The 16,510-nt window shown below is 52.0% G+C and carries 16 protein-coding genes and 2 pseudogenes; 17 read left to right on the top strand and 1 reads right to left on the bottom strand.

Translation table 11 applies throughout. The features are described 5' to 3' along the window. Positions 1-4: 4 nt before the first annotated feature. The 14 genes and pseudogenes from A7D21_RS29660 to A7D21_RS29720 all read left to right on the top strand — a co-directional run bounded on the left by A7D21_RS29660 (position 5) and on the right by A7D21_RS29720 (position 10,786). A complete protein-coding gene (locus A7D21_RS29660; RefSeq protein WP_019818093.1) occupies positions 5-1,564 on the top strand; it encodes a GspE/PulE family protein in 1,560 nt (519 codons plus the stop codon). Further along, positions 1,554-2,693 carry a type II secretion system F family protein gene (locus A7D21_RS29665; protein WP_019818094.1) on the top strand — a complete coding sequence of 380 codons (1,140 nt, stop codon included), beginning with the start codon at positions 1,554-1,556 and terminating at the stop codon, positions 2,691-2,693. The genes A7D21_RS29660 and A7D21_RS29665 overlap by 11 nt, the downstream gene beginning before the upstream one ends. 88 nt (positions 2,694-2,781) lie before the next feature. Then, positions 2,782-3,234, top strand: coding sequence for a type 4 pilus major pilin (locus A7D21_RS29670; RefSeq protein ID WP_171902656.1), 453 nt, complete (start codon positions 2,782-2,784; stop codon positions 3,232-3,234). 10 nt (positions 3,235-3,244) lie between these two features. Next, positions 3,245-4,186 (top strand): annotated as a pseudogene (locus A7D21_RS29675) (ATPase, T2SS/T4P/T4SS family). Further along, positions 4,176-5,492 (top strand): shufflon system plasmid conjugative transfer pilus tip adhesin PilV, encoded by a 1,317-nt coding sequence (gene pilV / locus A7D21_RS29680; protein WP_019818096.1) that lies wholly within the window; start codon positions 4,176-4,178, stop codon positions 5,490-5,492. Before A7D21_RS29675 ends, pilV begins: the two are co-directional and overlap by 11 nt. Next, positions 5,425-5,862, top strand: a complete 438-nt coding sequence (locus tag A7D21_RS29685; RefSeq protein WP_124356003.1) for a hypothetical protein — start codon at positions 5,425-5,427, stop codon at positions 5,860-5,862. The genes pilV and A7D21_RS29685 overlap by 68 nt, the downstream gene beginning before the upstream one ends. A 57-nt stretch (positions 5,863-5,919) precedes the next feature. Then, positions 5,920-6,360 (top strand): type IV pilus biogenesis protein PilM, encoded by a 441-nt coding sequence (pilM, locus tag A7D21_RS29690; protein WP_019818097.1) that lies wholly within the window; start codon positions 5,920-5,922, stop codon positions 6,358-6,360. A gap of 931 nt (positions 6,361-7,291) precedes the next feature. Further along, on the top strand, positions 7,292-7,591 hold the full coding sequence (locus A7D21_RS34830; protein WP_073451708.1) for a hypothetical protein: 300 nt from the start codon (positions 7,292-7,294) through the stop codon (positions 7,589-7,591). A 304-nt stretch (positions 7,592-7,895) separates the two neighbouring features. Further along, a complete protein-coding gene (locus A7D21_RS29695) occupies positions 7,896-8,147 on the top strand; it encodes a hypothetical protein (protein ID WP_008437363.1) in 252 nt (83 codons plus the stop codon). A 95-nt stretch (positions 8,148-8,242) separates the two neighbouring features. After that, entirely contained in the window at positions 8,243-8,779 is a 537-nt protein-coding gene (locus A7D21_RS29700; protein WP_019818099.1) for an STY4534 family ICE replication protein, read from the top strand. 108 nt (positions 8,780-8,887) lie between these two features. Next, complete coding sequence (locus A7D21_RS36735; protein ID WP_019818100.1) at positions 8,888-9,385, top strand: hypothetical protein; 498 nt, start codon at positions 8,888-8,890, stop codon at positions 9,383-9,385. Positions 9,386-9,459: 74 nt separating this feature from the next. After that, complete coding sequence (locus A7D21_RS29710) at positions 9,460-9,795, top strand: hypothetical protein (protein WP_019818101.1); 336 nt, start codon at positions 9,460-9,462, stop codon at positions 9,793-9,795. 77 nt (positions 9,796-9,872) lie between these two features. Next, on the top strand, positions 9,873-10,478 hold the full coding sequence (locus tag A7D21_RS29715) for a DUF3275 family protein (protein ID WP_019818102.1): 606 nt from the start codon (positions 9,873-9,875) through the stop codon (positions 10,476-10,478). 83 nt (positions 10,479-10,561) lie between these two features. Next, entirely contained in the window at positions 10,562-10,786 is a 225-nt protein-coding gene (locus A7D21_RS29720) for a hypothetical protein (RefSeq protein ID WP_019818103.1), read from the top strand. Positions 10,787-11,271: 485 nt separating this feature from the next. On the opposite strand, the gene A7D21_RS29725 is transcribed toward A7D21_RS29720, so the two are convergent. Continuing rightward, the gene (locus A7D21_RS29725; RefSeq protein WP_019818104.1) at positions 11,272-12,027 is read right to left on the bottom strand and encodes an NADPH-dependent F420 reductase; all 756 of its coding nucleotides are present in this window, start codon (positions 12,025-12,027) and stop codon (positions 11,272-11,274) included. Between the two features lie 833 nt (positions 12,028-12,860). Between A7D21_RS29725 and A7D21_RS29730 the strand changes: the two are divergent. From A7D21_RS29730 to A7D21_RS29740, 3 genes and pseudogenes are all read left to right on the top strand, one after another. Beyond that, positions 12,861-13,767: pseudogene (locus A7D21_RS29730) on the top strand (cation diffusion facilitator family transporter). 486 nt (positions 13,768-14,253) lie between these two features. Further along, a complete protein-coding gene (locus tag A7D21_RS29735) occupies positions 14,254-14,928 on the top strand; it encodes a heavy metal response regulator transcription factor (RefSeq protein WP_019818106.1) in 675 nt (224 codons plus the stop codon). Beyond that, positions 14,925-16,340 carry a heavy metal sensor histidine kinase gene (locus tag A7D21_RS29740; RefSeq protein ID WP_019818107.1) on the top strand — a complete coding sequence of 472 codons (1,416 nt, stop codon included), beginning with the start codon at positions 14,925-14,927 and terminating at the stop codon, positions 16,338-16,340. Before A7D21_RS29735 ends, A7D21_RS29740 begins: the two co-directional genes overlap by 4 nt. Positions 16,341-16,510: the final 170 nt, after the last annotated feature.

Here is a 16,510-nt window from a genome sequence, read left to right on the forward strand (position 1 = left end):
TTCGATGACGATCCTGACTGAAAAACCAGATGTCATAGAGCCTGACAGTGATGAGTCTGCTGCAGTCCTACTGACGTCGCACCAAATACTGCTGACGGCCCCTGGTGGACCGTTTGAGCTGAAACCCGAGCTGCGTCAACTATGTGCGTTGACCAGCGATGGGATTTTGTATGTGTCAGCCCAACACCAAACGGATGCCTATGTCATGGCATTCGAGGACCAGCTGGAACACGAAAATCACCACTTTGAGGTCAAGGTCTGCTCGATGAGCACAATCAAGGCACTCTACCGCGCCAATGATGATGCAAATGGTAAAGCACTATCGGCGACTGAGACGAAGCGCCAGGCCCAGGTGGTGCAGCTTTTAGGAGAAGCCCACCGGCGCAATGCCAGCGACGTCCACTTTGTCGTAGGTCACGATATCACTCGAATCTTCTTTCGCATCCACGGGCTCTTGTGGGAGGCAGAACAGCACCAGAGCCAGGTGGGCATGGAGCTCTGCTCGTCCCTCTACAACAGCATGTGCGATGTCGCGAAAGACCACTACCAGCCGCAGGTGAGCCAGGACGCCAGGGTAAAACGCGCCTATGTCGACCAACTCGGTTTGTTCGGTGCCCGAGTCGCCACTCGGCCGCTCGTAGATGGCCCTCTGATGGTTTTGCGTCTGCTGTATGACGACAAAACCAAAATGACGCTTAGTGATCTCGGTTTCCTGACGCAGCAAATTGATGCATTCAGCCGCATCCGCAGCTTGCCTTATGGGGTGAACCTGATCACTGGACCCACCGGTTCCGGCAAATCGAAGTCGCTGCAGGTAAACCTGAACCTCTTGCACGAAGAGTGCGGTGGAACAAAACACATTCTGACGATGGAAGATCCACCTGAATATCCACTTCTCGCCAATCAGTCACCGCTGGGCGCCGGTGAAACCTGGAATGACGGGATCACCAATTCCATGCGACTCGACCCTGACATTCTCATGTATGGGGAGATCCGGGACCTTGCATCAGCACAAGCGGCTTTCCGCGGCGGTATGACTGGTCACCTGGTGCTGACGACACTGCACACCAACAACGCTGTAGCAGCTCTTCAACGACTGATCGACATGGGTGTAGACCGACACCTGGTTACTGATCCTGCACTGATGACAAGCGTGGTCAATCAATCCCTCTTGCCCGTGCTGTGTTCCCACTGCCGCGTCCCCGCACGCGAGCATCTCGGGCAGCTCAACAGTGCGCTGGTGCAGCACTTGCGCGATTTGGAAGCGATTGATGAGACCTACCTCAAAGGACCGGGATGCCCGCATTGCAAAGGCTTGGGCATCACCGGTCGCACGGTGGTTGCGGAAACTTTGCTCACCGACCTTGAATTCATGCGCGTTTTCAATGGGCAGGGTGCAAGTGCGGCACGTCGCCACTGGGTCAAGGAAATGGGCGGTATTACCAAGACCGCACACACGATCATCAAACTGAAACAAGGATTAGTAGACCCCCGCCACGCCGAAATGACGGTGGGGCCGTTGGACTTTGACCGGCAAATCCTGGAGCTCGCTCATGCTGAGTGACGTCAGAGCGATGCTGAATCGTTGGGCAGAGACCTTCTATGCCAAGCAGTTTGGCAAAAACGAAAGAATCCAGTTCTACGAGAGCCTGATGGGCATCCTTGAGGATGGTGTGTCGCTTGAAGACGCACTGCACACGGTGGCCAGAGCATTCAGCGATAACGGGCAGAAGCTCCATCCAGTGTCCCTTGCCTGCAGGGATATCGCGCAATCGGTAAAAGGTGGGAAATCGCTGAGCATTTCCTGCGAAGGCTGGGTTCCCTATGACGAGAACTCTTTGATCGCTTCCGGGGAAGACACCGGCAACCTGGTGCAGGCATTTCGGGACTGCGTGAGGATCATCGAAGTACGTCAGCGGATCAGCAAACTCGTAGCGTCCGCCACCGTTTTCCCCTCCATGGTGTGGAGCGTCATGGCGGCGTTGCTGTATGTGATTGCAGTGTGGATGGTGCCCTCCATGACACGACGCTCCAACCCCGAGGCGTGGACCGGCGTGCCGGCCTTCCTCTATGCCCTATCGAATTTCGTGACCCACTACGGGCTAGTGACGCTGATAGCTGTAATCGTCTTTATCCTCATATCGATCATCACTCTACCCGTGTTTTGCGGCCTTCAGATTACGGCCGCCAGCCCTTCGTGGAAGCTGCAGTTGAACAAGCTGCTCCAGGTCCTGCGAGTCCGAGCAGAGAGGCTCCCGCCTTGGTCAGTCTACAAGGCGCTCCACGGATCGATCTTTCTGCTCAACATGGCTGTGATGCTGCGCTCCGGCATCAACCAACTAGATGCGCTGACCTCTCTTCAACGCAATGCCTCTCCATGGTTGAAAGAGCGCCTGAGCGCCATTCATTACGGAGTGAGCGCCGGCAAAAACTTCGGTACCGCATTGAAGCTTGCGGGTCATCAATTCCCAGACCCCATGGCGATGCATTTTCTGGAAGTGCTCGCCACCCGCAAAGGCTTCGCTGAGTCGATGGAACGGTTTTCCAACCGGTGGCTGGAGCAAACGCTTCAGCGCGTCGAAGCCATCGCCAAATCTCTTATCGGCATGTCCTCCATGGCCATGGGGGTCATGATGATTCTGGTAGTGGTCGGGATCTTCCAGTTGGCCGGCAATGTGACTGCAACGCTTTAAATCAAACCTAAATGAGGTACTGGAAATGCCAACAAACACTCAAAACAACCAACGCGGATTTCTCTCCCTGGACGGGATGTTCTGGTTGATGCTGATCGCGGTGGCACTTGGTTTCATCGTGTTCATGGGCTACAGAACGTTCGGCAGCTCGGACGTCACCATTGAACAGAGCAATCTCGGCACGTTGCTGAGCAATACCAAACGACTGAAAAGCACCACGGGCTACGCCACGGCAGGCACCAACTTGGCGCCTTCTTTGATCAACCTCGAGGCAACTGGCGGCATGAGCATCAACGGTAATGCCCTGTCCAACCGCTGGAACGGCGCAGTGACCGTAATGAGCAACGGCATGACCTTCACCATCACAGAATCCAACCTTCCGAAAAATGCCTGCATCACCCTTGCCTCGAACATGGCCAAGGACAAACAGACAACGACGGCGATCAATGGCGGCACTGCAATTGCCGGCGAAATCACTGCGGTGGCAGCTGCGACCAGCTGCTCCTCGGACGCCAATACCATCGCTTGGACTTCGTACTAAGGAACTCAGTGTGAGCGTGATCTCTGATGCTGAATTCGTCGACCTGTACCTCGGCGATGGATTTGCCGACGCCAAAGGTCTCCCTGGGCAGGCACGAAGGGTTGAAGCGCCCGCCGAATGGCGGGCAGACCTTGAGCGCTTACGGGCGCAGTGCTAGGAAAAGCACAAGGCAACCCAGGATCCAGAGTTCGCCCTAATTGAAGATGGCGTCGTCCTTCGTGTAACCCAGTTGCTGGATTTGAATGGCAAGCCTGTGTTTGTCGTAAGCAAATCCTCAGTCCAGATCCGTCCATTGGACATGCTGGGTCTGCCCGACTATCTGCAGGACGCGCTGATGAGCGACACGGTACGCGGCCTGATATTTATTTGTGGGGAAATGGGCACAGGGAAAACCTCAAGTGCTGCATCACTGGTGAAAGCACGTCTCGAGGCCTGGGGAGGCATTTGTGTGGCTGTAGAGGATCCTCCAGAACCATTTTTGAATGGCAGGCATGGGAGTGGGCGCTGCATTCAAGTTCCGGTCTCTCGCCGGATGGGGGGATACGAGGAAGCTTTGATCCTAGCGCTGCGCACAAGAGCCGATTTCCTGTTCGTGGGAGAAATTCGCGACAGCTCGACAGCAGCACAAGTAATTCAAGCCTCGATCAATGGCCATCTCATTATCAGCACAGGTCATGCCGGCAGCGTTACTCAAGGCATTGAACGTATATCAGCCCTGGCTCAGCCGTTACTCAATAACGCCCGAGAGCTGCTCTCCAAGGGGTTGGTGGCTGTTCTTCACCAGTCCTTATCAAGTGGCAACGAAGGAAGTCGTCGATTAACCCTGCAGAGCCTGCTTTTCACAGGCGATGACGGACCGGGCATCCGAGAGAAAGTCCATGCAGGAAAGATCACGATGCTCGATCACGACATCGCTCACCAATCATCAAGGAGTCTCTGGAATGACCAGTAGGATCAAGCAGCGGGGGTTCTTGAGCTTGGACATGGCGATCGGATTGGCCGTTTTCTCCGTTGTCGTCACTTTGGCGATCGCATGGCAAATCAAGCAGATGGATTCTCAGGACTATCGAATTGCGGCTGATCAACAGAGAACCATTTCAGAGGCATTGGCCAAATATCTGAAGGATAACTACAGCGTGGTGCTGGCCAACGCGGCAGCAACCGTACCGGTGCAAATAACCGTTCCGATGCTCGTCAACACCAACTACCTTCCTGCAGGTTATAGCCCCACTAACGCCTTTGGGCAGACCATTGTCGGCCTCGCCCGGAAACCCAACGCCAATCAACTGGAAGTGATTGTGGTTACTACAGGTGGGCAGACGATTCCTGAAATGGGTATTCGAACCATCGCTGAAAATCTCGGAGGACCTGGTGGGTTCATCTCTTCTGCCAATCCGAACATCGTCCAGGGCGTGCGGGGTGGATGGCAGGTAGCACTAAGTAACTATGCTATAGCTCCTGGCCCAGGACATACAGCTAGCGCACTTTTTCTTATGGATGGAGCGTTGGCTAATGACTATCTATATCGAAACGCAGTGCCCAATCATCCAGAATTCAACACGATGAATACTGATATCACGATGGGCAACCACAATATTAACAACGCAGGAAGTATCACAGCGTCAGGCAACATAACAGCTAACGCCGACATTACAGCTCGAAACGTTATCGCCACAGCCAATGTTAATGCCGCTACTGCAACCATTACCGGTGATACCAGCACAGGTGGTTGGTTCAGAACACGTGGTGACACAGGCTGGTACAGCGAAAAATGGGGAGGCGGGATTTATCAAAATAGCCCCAACTGGGTCCAAGTTTATAACGACAAAAACTTTTCAACCGGAGGTGAACTATGGGGTGGAAAGATAACCTCGACGGGCAAGATAACGGCCTATGATCGCATTCAGACAAATGAATATTTGTCCCTGGGAGGCATAGCTACCGAGGGGCAACAGTGCAGTGACCGAACCCTTCTTGCAAAAAGCGCCGCGGGAATAACGTTGTCCTGCGAACAAGGCTTATGGAAAAGACCAGGTGGGTGGGAATTCCAGCTGATCCAGGGCACCTGCCAGGCGCCTGCCAGAGGAAGTGTGACCTGCTCCCTTGGCGACACTACATGGAAGTCATGCTCTTTAACTGGCGCTTTTGGCATCGGGGATAGTGAGACTGGGTACATCTTCAGAAATGCAAGTGGATGGTTTCTCTCCACATCTCGACTTTCCTGGCCAGGTCTTTTCTATTGGAGCTGCTTCAAATAAAGCATCCATTTATAAAATTTCAAAAACGTTTTATAGTATGTTTATGGGGATTATTGCAGTGCAGACGCTTGAGAATAACGTTGAGTATAGTGCTGGAGAATTACAGACCTGGCTAAGCACCCGAAGCAGGATATGCTCAACTGTGCTATGGCGTCGCGCACTAGAAGAAAAAGAGGCATTCGAGGTCGGCGAGTTCACTTACAAGTTACAACCAACGGCCTCTGGTCGTTATTTAGTAAAAAAGATCGCCACTATGGAATTAATCAATCCACAACGCAAACCAATGAGCATCAAGCGAGCCGCAAAGTGGACTGTCATTGCGCTTGGCCTAGTAGGAATTTGCTTAACATTGATTATCCTCACGAAATAGTTTTGTTATTGACGCGTAGGTGGTAACAACCACCATTTTGTGGATGGAGCTCATATCATGACAATGCAATGGCTCGTTTTGATGATTGTGCTCATTGCCTCCAGCATTTTCATGGAGAACCAACATCAGGACCAACGTACATCCGACTACGCTACCCTCGACTCACTGGGTCGCGGCTTTCTGGTGTACCGATCTGCCGCTACCGAATATGCCCAGGCCAACCCGGGCTTCAGCGGAGTACCGAGCGATTCTGCGCTCAACCTACCTGGGTGGTTTGTGAAACCTGTGGGCGTAGGTTCTTACATCTCATCAGGAACGGCCTATACTTATTTTGATGGGGTTGCACCGTCAGGCTTGCCTTCTGTGCTGGTAGACCTGACAAAGACAACTACCGTTGGTTTAAAGCGTTCAGGAATGCTGATTTCACAGATAACTGGGGCGACCGGTATAGCAATTCCGTCCCCTGTTCCCGAAGGTGCGGTCGTCGCAGTCAATTAGTCTGAGTCGACCGACTTTGAAAGGCGCCGGGTTGCATAAGCTCCGGCCTATCAACATAATGATCACAACAACGTTTCCACCCCGTTGGCTACTGGCGGTCATCAGTAGCGCCCGGTGATGCGGCTTGCCTCATCACCAACCCCAAAGCACGCATAGCTCCGGGAAGGGCGTGCGGACCTGGTTCAGAGCTCTCCCTGTGTCTCCCTGTTCAAGCCAGACACGCAGCCGTCTAACTCGTGAATTGCGAGTTCAAAGGCACATAGGGCTCTGTTGAGGTTCGAAGCACCGTAGTCTAAGGGCCACACTGGTGTTGTGGCCCACACTTTTTAAAGCTCACACAATAGGTAGCCTGATCATCTTGCAAAGGATGATCAGGCTACCTATTGGTAGCTGCTTTTCCTTGCCGGTGGCCCGCCGGCGAAACGCAGGGCTCCCTTTGTGCGCGGATGCGTGCCTTATGCTAGCTGGCCTCAGCCACGATAATCGGCCAGGTGTTGGAAGTAAGACGTTCAGATCACAGCCCAGGGATCAACAACGCCTTCATCCCGCACAGGTGGTATTTTTTTCTGAAAGACGCTACTTACTACATCCGAGAGTGACTGTTGACCCAGCTACTCTCGGTAGCTTCTCCTGTCGACCTGAACCTTCTTTGCCCTCCGCGAAATATCCCTCTCCGCTTGACACATCACCATCCCCCCTTCGATGATATGGACGTGCTTTGCTGACGTCGTCAGCATCATGCCCAGGCAGTCAGGATCTTGAAGACTGCGACACGATGTTCGTGTCAGATCCGCCCAAGACCGCTGAGCTTCTGGTAGCGCGGTCGGTCGACAATCGTCGATGGAAGCACCTTATGCAACTCACCTCGCGGGGAATCACTTCCCCAACGGGGTCAGTGGGTTCTCCGCATTCAACCTGCAGGAGAATCACCATGTCCAAACTTGCTTATGGCTTCGGTTTCGCGCTTGGCACCATCACGCGACAGTTTCTGCGTGCGGTAAAGAAAACCAGCGCTGCGCCCACAGCTATCCATACCAAAGCAGCTCCGTTGCTTCCACCGCCCTGCGTACCTGAGCGTCTCGTACGTGAGATGGATCATGTACCGGCAATAACTCGTAAAGGTGTCGACCTGAACCTTTGGTACGCGGCTAACACTCGAGTGGTCGAAAAGCCAGCTCGGAAACCGCGTAAGAAGCCAGCTGCACGCTCGTTGGTGCCAGCAACTTGCTAAGTCTGCGTCCTTCGCCTCTGTAGGGAGCCTTCCCAAAGGGAAGGTTTCCTCAGAGTTTTCACGGTAGGGGCTTGACAAGCGACAATCGTATTTCCATGATCTGCACATGTATCGCTGACGTCGTCAGCAACATGCCCAAGTAGTCTGGATCCGCAAGACTACGATGCGGTTTTCTGCATTGATCCACTCCCAAGATCGCCATAGCTTCCGGTAGCGCGATCAGTCGACTTAGTCGATGGAAGCACCTTTCCCACCCATGACGGGCCTACCCCGTCAGGGCAGGCCTCTCACTTTTGGAGGTCTGATGAAAACTGAACTGGCTCTCTACCAGGCGTTGATTTCGATTAACGTCCCGGAACAGAAGGCAAATGCTGTTATTGAAGCTTTGGAGACCGACATGCTTTCACGTTTGGCTACCAAGGCAGATTTAACTGCTCTTGCTGCAGAGTTCAAATCTGAGATTTCACAGCTTGAAGTCAAGCTCACCATTCGCATGGGCGTCATGTTGTCTGCAGCTGTCGGTGTAATGATTGCTGCAATGAAGCTGATGCATTAAACAACCTTAAGCTCCACCCACCCTCGCGGGGAATACTTTCCCCCTAGGGCGAAGTGTTTCTCCGCTTTCTGTTATTTCGAAACTGGAGAATCACCATGAGCACTAATCAATCCAACGAAGCAAAATTCTTCGACCTTCACACCACTGGTATCGGTTATCTCAACCGTATCCGTGAAGTGAAACCTCGCGGCAAAGGTAAGCCATTCATGGCAGTTACCGTTGCGGCTCTGCGCGGCTCGATGGATGATGCCGAGTATTCCTATATCGACTGCAACGTGGTCGGCGCTGAAGCTGAAAAGCTGATTCGTCGCAGCCAAGCAGCCGTTGAAGCCGGAAAGAAGGTCCTTGTGAGCTTCCGCATCGGTGATATCTGGACCGACGCATTTACCTACGAGAAAGGCGATAAAAAAGGTCAACCTGGAGCAAGCCTCAAGGGACGCCTGTTGTTTATCGGCTGGATCAAGGTGGATGGCCAAACCGTCTATGAAGCAAAGCCTCGTGAAGTAGAACCAGTTGTTGAAGACGGCGAAGCGGAACCTGAAGCACAGCTCGCAAGCGAAGAAGCATCCGAGCCAGTAGCAGAGGAACAATCCAAGCCAACGCCCGCTAAACAGCAGCGTACGGCATCTTGATTCACTTTGTTGAAAGGCACCCTTCGGGTGCCTTCATTATTATCAAAGTCCGCAGGGAACACCTCCCTTCCGGGCACGGTGATTCTCGTCCGTTGGAGACTCACCTTTATGAACACGTTATTTACGCAATCTCTCGATATACGCGTTGCTTATGCAAAAGCGGAAATCTATGGCGACGAGATTACCCAATATGAGGCTGAGATCGAGGCTCATATTCTGGGTGCCGACGCGTACCGCGCCGGCCAGCCGATCGTACCCGAGCTGTTCAAAACCGTTCCTGCGCTCAGTCGAGCTTGGGGCGAAGGAGTGAACGCGGCCATTAATGGTGGCGGTTGGTCACGCTTTACTGAAGAAGACCAGCAGCAGCTAATAACACCGGAACCATACATTGTGTCGGATTTTGCATACGGGAAACTTGCATTCGCCGAGTGCGGTATCGAGTACCCCCTCCAAATACTGAAGAGCGCTGCGGGCTATTACATTGGTACCGCTGATGAGTTTGAACCGGTATCAAGGGAGTCCGAAGAATACTACCGCAGCGAATATGCCGCGAAACAAGCTTTTGACCTCAACCTCTGGACACAACGCCACGTGTGCTGGTCCTGACATAACCAAAACATACCTAACCGGGAAACCACTTCCCGGACGGGCCGGGTGGTTTCTCACACCTGGAGATAAACATGCAAAGCACCACTAACCTCGTGTCGTCTGACCTGCTCAAGCTCCCGGTCGTTTTAACACCCCGGGCCTGGCAGGAAGCGGTGCATATTGAAAACCCTCAGGATGCAAGTGTTGTCAGTGAGCGACTGGGCGAAGTTGTCCTGGAGGCCTACCGAGAACTGCACTTGCAACCTGACAGCACACAGATCCATTTCGGCCTCTATCGTTTATTGCCTGCCGGCAATAGCACTGATCGAGTCTGGCTGGACCTAAAACTTGACCGTATAGAATCACCGCCAGGCGTTTTCTATCTGTACATCTCACTCAAGGAAGAAACTCATACTTCTTGCCCGTAATCCTTCGACAATCACAGCACTGCCCAAAGCCCGACACCTGTCGGGCTTTTTTCATTCGTAGCAGTGTGGAGCTGCCCATGATCAACATCCCCGGCCAACTGGCCATCCGTACCATCAGCGGCCGTAATGGCGAATTCAACGTCGGACGGCTTTCGACCTCTATCGGTGAGTTCGTGATCAAAGACGCACTCCTCGATCAGTACGATGAAGGCAAATACCGAGGCGACTTTCTGATAACGGAGATCCGTCCTTCGTATTACTCCACAGCAGGCCGCCTGATCGTTGAGATCCGTGCAAGGCTGGAAAGCATGAGCCTCGACGACGTCGACAATCTGACACCAGAAGACGCCGCCAGGCTCTCGCCAAACGAGCCTGACCCTATGGATGAAGAGTCTTCTTCCAACCTCTCCAAGCCTGTGCAGCGTAATAATCCGCCCGCCCTACCGGCCACCAATAAACAGGTATCAAAAGAGGATGCCCCGTTCGGGATGACCCCGACCGGCGCAACCAACGACCTCGAGGCAGATGCCGAGTTGTTCGGCACAATCTGGCCTCTAAGCTATACAGTCAGGCTGGACACAACTGTTGATCGTCAGCAACTACGCCAACAGTGCAGTCGGCTCTCGGAGCTCGGCTATTTACACAACTTCAAACTGCAGGTATGGAATATCTCCAATACCTAACGATGCCGGCGATACGCCAAGCCAATCGGCACATTCATGAGAGGCTCCCTCCTGGGCGCTCCTCGACTCAACAGGAGCAGCACATGAATCTAATCTTCAATAACCTGACCCAACAAATCCTTGAAAACATCGAAGATCAGCTCGCCAATAACGAGGTATCGACGAATGAGGAGCTTTGGGACTTCTTCGTAGAGGAGCTCGAAATGACGGCAGAACAAGCCGATGGCGCCGTTGCCCTTCGCCCCAAATACCTGGGGCAAATCTTTCTCACTGGGCACAGCCCACTATTTCAAAACGAGACGGTCTAGTTTGGCGCGGGGAGTCAGATCGATCTGGAGGGCATCACCATCAGGCTTTGTGTTAACGACAGAAAAGCCCTCCCAAAAAGGAAGAAAAGTATAATATCGCACATAAGAACGCCGGTTTGTTAGATGTGTTTGCTCGCACGAACATCATCAATCAAATCGGCGTTCTTGTTTCTGTGTTGCCCGGAATTCCTTGAAGGTAAGCGTCCGGTAAACACGCCTTCCTGACGCCAACGCCTTAATAGTTGAGATCGGTAGTAGACCACGCCGCACGCTTGCGACGCTTTAGCTGGCGCTGAGATTGAGCGGATGCTTGAACAACGTGACGTGGCCTAGGCCGCGATACAGGACAGGTTAGGAAATTCGCGGCCTCATCCAGACGCTGAGTTAGGCACGCGTCTGCAGTGCCCTGTTTACGTAAAGAGATGAGTTTAGCGACTAGATCAATTAGGCGAAATTCTAGCAAAGAATCCCGCCTAATCCGGTAGTCAGGCCGTCCTAGCGCGATTTGTGGCAACAATTTGCTCATCTGTAAACTGACTGCCGGGAACCATAAATTTTGCGATAAGTGCGTCTCGGTTTTGAGGTGCCCGTACCTTGTCTGCCGCCTCCAGCGCCATCTTCAGCTCCGGCAATGTTAGCTCGGTGCAGTAGGCTGGTGTTCCTGGTTGCTGACGCCACGAATCTTCAAGGCTACCAGCGGCAAGCGCGATAAAGCCCGTATCCTCAACGAGATCCTGCGCGACGGCCTCTGCATGAGTGTCATCCCCTGCTACATGTAAGCCAATGCGTGTCGAAGATCCAGTTGGTTGCCGATTGTCGGCAAGAGTCGCTGCAAGGACGGCGTTCCAAGCCTTAATGACCGGGCGGCTAAACTGCTCGCTTACCCAAACGTTCACGGGCTTGCCGTCGTCAACTTCTATGATTGCCCCGTCGCGTCCCGGATAGTAATTGGACGTGTCAATGACAACGACTTTCTCGGGGACATTCTTTAACGTCTGTTTGAGATCTGGATATTTTGGGAAGGGTATCGAGAGGATCACAACGCCTACCTCGGACACTGCCTCTTCCTTGGTCACAGCGTGTGCGCCGATTTCACTGACCAGGTTTTGAAGGCTTTCGGGGCCTTTCGAATTTGCCAGCTTAACTTCATGGCCGCACGCGACGAGCTTGCGGGCAAGGGTAGCCCCAATATTGCCGGCGCCGCTAACTCCGATTTTCACTTCAATAACCTCCTCACCCACAACCAATATTCAAGTTGCTACCTGGCTAGGTGTGCGAATGAATCAAGCGTGTCGCAAAGCCGCTGCGATCTGGGGTGAGCACGCATGTCGCTTGACTCAGGTAAATACGACTCTTCAAGAATGAAAGGTTACGCTGTCGGTAATCGGCACACGATGCCAGCGTCTAGCGGCATCCAAATTACCGCCATTCGCCCCTTTTGGGTCGGTAGCGACGACCACTTTCGACAATCGGTGTTAATGGTTAAGCCTCAGTCCGTTCCGCATCTCAACGGTGTCATCGACCTAACCCCTCACATCGAACGGCACTCTCGAGCTCCGTATCGCCGAGCATCATTTCAAAACCCGCGGTTTCTTCCTTACGAGATAGTTCAGTGATTAAGGAATCAGAATTTGCGATGAAAATATTGACCGCGGCCGGCGTTAAAAAACTAGGTAATTATGTTACTCAGCAGCGTTGCGAGGAGTTTGAGGTAATTTCGTGTCTGTGCTTAGCGACACCGCTACGTAGCGTAAATTTTTAGCTAGCCGTATTATTTTTGACGACGGATAACGAGATAGCTACAGCAGAATTACAATTCTGACACAATCCCAGCGGAACCTTCTTTTTTTGAGCCGTGTCAAAGTAGGCTGTTGACTAGCACCGTATCGCCGGCTAGAGGAGACGCAGGTCTGCAAAAAATCGCATACCAACAACATACTTTCATCCTAAACTACAATTAGTTTAAATGAGTTTTATTAGCCGTTCTGAAAGGTAGGATCCATATTTGTGTTTTTGTTTGTAGCGATGAGAATCTAGATTGAAGCCAACCACTACATTAGGCAAGGAGAAGCATGTGGGATCCAATCACGCTCATGGCGGTGCCGCTCTACGTGAAGGACACCAGAAAAAACTACTCATGGCGCTTGCCCTGACTGGTATTTTTATGATTGCGGAGGTTATCGGAGCATGCGTTACCGGCAGCCTAGCCCTGCTGTCTGATGCATCACATATGCTCACAGATACTGCTGCTCTGGCAATTTCACTGATTGCTCTCCAAATAGCCAAGCGGCCAGCGGACCAGAAACGGACTTTTGGATATGCTCGCATAGAGATCCTAGCCTCAACGTTCAATGCCTTATTACTCTTTATGGTCGCTGCCTACATTTTGTACGAGGCGTATCAGCGCTTGCTAGTACCGTCGGAGATTGCTACCGGTGCGATGATGTGGATCGCAATTGGGGGTCTTTTTGTGAACCTGATATCGATGCGTCTGCTCTCCTCTGCCAGCAGTGAAAGTCTGAATCTCAAGGGAGCCTATCTTGAAGTCTGGAGCGACATGCTTGGTTCATTGGGCGTGATCATAGCGGCACTTGTCATCCGATTTACAGGTTGGAGCTGGGTCGATACGATTGTCGCCGTAGCAATCGGTATATGGGTGTTTCCACGTACTTGGCAGTTGTTGCGCGAAAGCTTGGGGGGTACTTATGGAAGGGGTACCCGACAATCTCAATATTGCGGAAATAGAGTCCCTGATACTTGGAGTAGATGGGGTCATGGAGGTCCATGATCTGCATGTTTGGGCTCTAAGTAGTGGCCGCAATATCCTGACGTCGCACGTAGTCGTGCGAGATTCATTAAATCGAGATGTTATTCTCGCATCAGTCATTGACGCGGTGAGTAAATCGTTCGAAATTCATCACTGCACGATTCAAATGGAGCAAGCAGCCTTTCATGATAATGCTCCGAAGCCTTCACACTAGTCGTTTTTTTGATGACGCTAATTGTTGTATTTGCAGGCAGAAGCCCTAAGAAAAATCGACTTAAGATGCGTTCCCCAAGACTATACGCGCTTTTAAATATGCATTACTGCCACCTCTAAATTTAACGACTAATCGAGTTGACCGGCGGCCAATATTAAAGGAGCCTTCAGGCAGATTCGCCTGCTACGCGCACTGAAGGCATCCGCCAGCTTTGGCCTTAAAAACCTTACCATTGACAGATTCTCGATTATTCCAAACAATCAATTTATCATAACTATCAATAATATTGCGCAAAAATTACAAATTTGCAAAGCTTACGCGCATTTAGCCAATTCGCGCTAGGATCAGTTATTATTGAGTTAATGTAATGCGCATGAAAATAAATAATGAAATTAAACACCAAGCACACAGCAGTACTACCAATCAGCGTATAACCACACTGGCGGCCGATTGGACTATTATTTTACTCACATCCTGAGATAAGTTATGCGCGTTCTAGTTGTGGAAGACGAAACCAAAAACGTAGAATACCTTCAGCAGGGCCTTTCTGAAAGCGGGTACATCGTAAATATAGCAAACAATGGTGTTGATGCCGCTCACTTATTCAATACTAATATTTATTCGTTTCTGCTTCTCGATGTGAACCTCCCTGACATCAATGGCTTGGACCTTTTGGAAGTCATTAGAGAAACCAGCCGGGTCCGCGTCATTATGCTGACTGCCTGGGGACGAACCAACGACAAGCTCAAGGGTTTGGACGGTGGCGCAGATGACTACCTCGTCAAGCCCTTCGAGTTTCCCGAGCTGCTTGCTCGCATGCGCTCGCTGCAAAGACGTGGCGACGAGCTTTTTGAGAAAAACGCGCTGAGAATTTCGGATGTAGAGCTCGACTCTGTGCGCCATCGGGTGTTCCGTGGATCTACACGCATAGACCTCAACACCAAGAAATTTGCTCTCCTGCACCTTCTCATTAGTCGAGCTGGCAAAGCACTTACACGCTCTCAGAGCATCTGGCTGATATGGGACATGAACTTTGACTGCGATAATAACGTTATTGACGTCTCTATCCGGCGATTACGCTCGAAGATCGATGATCCATTTGAGACCAAGCTCATACATAAACTTCGAGGCATAGGGTACGTTCTGGAGGAGCGCGCATGAGGCCGTTCAGTCTGGCTGTGAAGCTGGGATTCAAAGTCGGTTTGATGAGCGCAGCGCTGCTCCTCCTTTTCGCCACCTTTGGGTATGTGATGGTGAGCCAAGCTCTCGAGAGAAACTCCCGAATGGACCTCGAAGTGAAAATGGCGGGTATGACTCACAACCTATCCGCTATCACTAGTATCGCTGATGTCAATCCAGACGCGCACCAGCTAGTTGACTTGGTCATGGGGCACAATAATCTGTACGTCAGCATCTTTGAGTCAGGACAAACGCAAACTCCACTGCTCTCAATAGGTTCGAAGGCAGTCAACCTGGAAGTGCACAAGTTCAAGCCAACCGAGCAGGTTAAACAGCACGAGTGGCGTGACTCCACGGGTCGCCCGCTACTTAGCGCTTCGCGAGTAATGAATCTAGGCGATGGAACCGAAGTTAGTGTGTTCATGACCATGGACCAGTCAGCCAACCAAGCCCTGCTCGATGCATTGCTAACCTGGGCGCTGATGGTCTCGCCTCTTATTCTCTTGCTGATCTTGGCCATTGGATGGTGGACTGTGCGCAGAGGACTACTGCCTCTGACCAAGTTCTTGAGGATTGCCTCGAAAATTTCCACCGAGAGCCTTGATCATCGCCTACCAACGAAGGGGATGCCGGCAGAACTGAAGAAGCTCGGCGATGGAATCAATATCATGCTGATGCGTCTAGATGATGGGGTTCAGCAGCTATCGCAGTTCTCGGACGATCTTGCTCACGAACTGCGTGCACCTTTGTCCAATCTCATGGGTAAGGCTCAGGTTGCGCTGACCCGGGAAAGGTCTCTTCCTGAGTACCGAGAAGTCTTGGAGTCGTGCACGGAAGAGTTGGACCGCATGAGTCGAATGGTTTCCGACATGCTATTTCTAGCCCAGGTCAGCCACCCCGCGTCAATGGTAGAATTCGAAAATGTCTGTTTGCTCGACGAAATTCAGCGGGTCTGCGACCTCTTCAGCATTACGGCCGAAGAAGGCGAAATACAACTCCAGCTCACAGGAAATGGCGTGGTGCGTGGCAATCAGATAATGATTCAACGAGCCATCTCGAACCTTGTCTCGAACGCGATTCGCTACTGCCCAAGAGGCCGGACGGTTTACGTGAAAGTTCAACGCGGTGCTAACGGAACTACCTTGAGTGTTGGTAACCCGGGGCGCGGAATCGCCAAGGAACACCAGGTGCATTTGTTCGAGCGGTTCTACCGTGTAGACAAGAGCCGAGCACGAAATGAAGGTGGTACGGGTCTGGGCCTAGCTATAGTACAGTCAATTATGGGATTGCATCAGGGTTCTGCGAGCGTAGAAGTGACTGATCAGAATTTTACCTGGTTTCACCTCAACTTTCCCGACACCCAAATGAAGCAAACGCAAATGGGCGCAGCCTAGGTCCCGTATATGGAGGGGGCCGATTTTAGAAGAGCTCTCTTTTTTACTTGAAAGCTTTAATGCCTGAGGGCTGCCGTATTGTTTTGGTCTTTAGCTCGACGTCTAGAGGGGAAGGCAGCCCTACCCGAAAATATGGCGAGCAGCCACATATAACGCGACCTTATCGGCAC

Source organism: Pseudomonas sp. AP19 (genome assembly GCF_001728855.1).
Taxonomy (GTDB): domain Bacteria; phylum Pseudomonadota; class Gammaproteobacteria; order Pseudomonadales; family Pseudomonadaceae; genus Aquipseudomonas; species Aquipseudomonas fluorescens.